Here is a 1,965-nt window from a genome sequence, read left to right as displayed (position 1 = left end):
CTCACTACGAACTTGCGATATGTGCTCTTTTTTATCAGCAAAATCGTTTAGCTCTTCTTCAACGCGCGTATTCCACAATCCATTATCTGTCTCAACAAGTTTATCATTCCTCATTAAGTATTCGACAATAGCTGCAAATTTTTTCTGCGAACAATTGCAAGCACGTGCAAGCGTTTCAAAATCTTCTTTAATTGGTGCTTTTTTATCGTACATGCGAACGAGAAGCGTCATATAAGCGCCCCTTTGCTCTAACGTCATTCCATCTGTACCACTTATCCAGTCATACAAATGGAATCTTATCCATGGCATACCATTAGACATGCGCGCTCCCTTCTTTTATTAAATATAAATTAGTGATCATAATCCCCCCTTAAGGCTGTTGCGTATTTATGCGTGCGCATGGTGGCGCGTAATCTATTTATTTGATCTCTTTATTTTTGCCTGTTTAAGAATGTGAATGGTGCTGTTGATGTTTGTTATTTTCTGTATGAGCAGCACTATGAGAAGATATTACTGTTTGTGATGCATTTTCTGTACTAATTTTCTCCACCAGATGAAGCGTATCTTTTCTTCGTTTTGTCATTGGACGAATAACTCTATGGGATTTACTCCCATAATTATGTAGGAACCAATCTAGTGTAACCCAAGATAGACCCTTAGCTTTAGACAACTGAATAATTATATTCCAGTATTTTGGAGAAATACTATTGCGATCACGCATTTTACGCGCAGCCTCATAGCTACAACCAATTTCTTTTGCAAATTGGCGTATAGATCCCCAAGACTCAATCAAACTTTTGACATAAAAATCATTAACCATGACAAAAATAGTACATTACGTACAAATTTTAATCAAGATAAAATCGTACACAATGAATTAAAAAAATAGTGGATAATGTACAAATGACTTATTTGCCAAAAGATAGACTTAAAATAGCGCGTAAGAATGCTGGATATGCAACACCAAGCGAAGCTGCGCGCGCTGTACCAGCTCTTAATCAAAATACCTTAATTAGTCACGAAAATGGAAATCGTGGTATTTCGCGCCAAATAGCCGAGCTCTATGGACAAGTATTTAATGTAGATCCGGGGTGGATTTTGTATGGCGAGTCTCCTCAAGAAAGTCCTAACCTCAATATAAGTATTCCTCTCGTTTCATGGATTAGCGCTGGAGAACTAAGCGAGCAAGATGGGATAATGGATTTTTCAGATTATCCTATGACAGAGGCTGTTAATCTTCCTGCCGGTGAATGGATTGCTTTACGTGTAGATGGCGCATCTATGAATAAAATTAGCCCTCCAGATTCTATAATATTTGTAAATATGCGAGACAAAAAACTTGTGCCTAATGCCTGCTATGTAATTGCAGATGAATCTGGACAAGCGACATATAAACGATACAGACCTAATGATGATCCTCCTTTTCAGCCCGCTTCATACGACAAAACAATAAAGGCTCCAAAACTTGAAGGCGCTATCTCTATAATAGGTCGTGTACGGCGCACTATTCTTGATATGTAAACACAATACGATTCTCTGTTCACGTTATCGATTAGATTGCTATCAACAGATTGAAGCAAGTTTGCTTGATTTTTATCAGTAAACAGCAAAATTTTGATTCTCTAAATTGTGCCGTGATTCGTCTTTTTTTTATTTTTTAAAAAAAATAGTACATTATGTACTTGACTATCTTTAGTGCATAATGTACTAATATATCCATAAACCACGCACAAACAATTGCCAAGAGGCGTTAGGGAGGAGAAATTATGGAAAATCCAATTCTTATAAATTCTGATGAAATTTTATTAGTTGCCTACGATAAAGATCAACACATTGCAGAGTCTGGACCACTTGATGCAAGCCAAATTCTAAGCATTGTTGATGAGGTAGATGATGCAATCCAAATCTTTCGCATCAATCCTTCTGAGAATAATTGTGAAGATATCTCTGAAGAAATTGCAGAAG

3 protein-coding genes and 1 pseudogene are annotated in these 1,965 nt (G+C 36.8%); 2 read left to right on the top strand and 2 right to left on the bottom strand.

Annotation, left to right across the window (positions count from 1 at the left end; genetic code table 11):
- Positions 1 to 321, bottom strand: a 321-nt coding sequence (locus tag ACFIJP_RS08895; protein WP_375627039.1) for a DUF1376 domain-containing protein, incomplete at its 3' end; no start/stop codon positions are given.
- 124 nt (positions 322 to 445) lie between these two features.
- Positions 446 to 820 carry a hypothetical protein gene (locus tag ACFIJP_RS08890; protein WP_375627037.1) on the bottom strand — a complete coding sequence of 125 codons (375 nt, stop codon included), beginning with the start codon at positions 818 to 820 and terminating at the stop codon, positions 446 to 448.
- An 83-nt stretch (positions 821 to 903) separates the two neighbouring features.
- Here ACFIJP_RS08890 and ACFIJP_RS08885 point away from each other — a divergent pair, with 83 nt between their 5' ends.
- Together ACFIJP_RS08885 and ACFIJP_RS08880 are read left to right on the top strand one after the other, a co-directional pair.
- Positions 904 to 1,521 (top strand): S24 family peptidase, encoded by a 618-nt coding sequence (locus ACFIJP_RS08885; protein ID WP_375627036.1) that lies wholly within the window; start codon positions 904 to 906, stop codon positions 1,519 to 1,521.
- Positions 1,522 to 1,766: 245 nt separating this feature from the next.
- A pseudogene (locus tag ACFIJP_RS08880) lies at positions 1,767 to 1,965 on the top strand (hypothetical protein); the annotation flags it as partial.

It is taken from the genome of Bartonella sp. MU37NMGALS (assembly GCF_042194015.1).
Classification (GTDB): domain Bacteria; phylum Pseudomonadota; class Alphaproteobacteria; order Rhizobiales; family Rhizobiaceae; genus Bartonella; species Bartonella grahamii.
The sequence above is the reverse complement of the archived record's forward strand: the minus strand, read 5'-3'. Positions and strand labels throughout refer to the sequence as shown.

Coding starts and splice junctions, on each gene's coding strand:
- ACFIJP_RS08885 (WP_375627036.1), top strand. CDS start 904: ATGACTTATTTGCCAAAAGATAGACTTAAAATAGCGCGTAAGAATGCT.
- ACFIJP_RS08890 (WP_375627037.1), bottom strand. CDS start 820: ATGGTTAATGATTTTTATGTCAAAAGTTTGATTGAGTCTTGGGGATCT.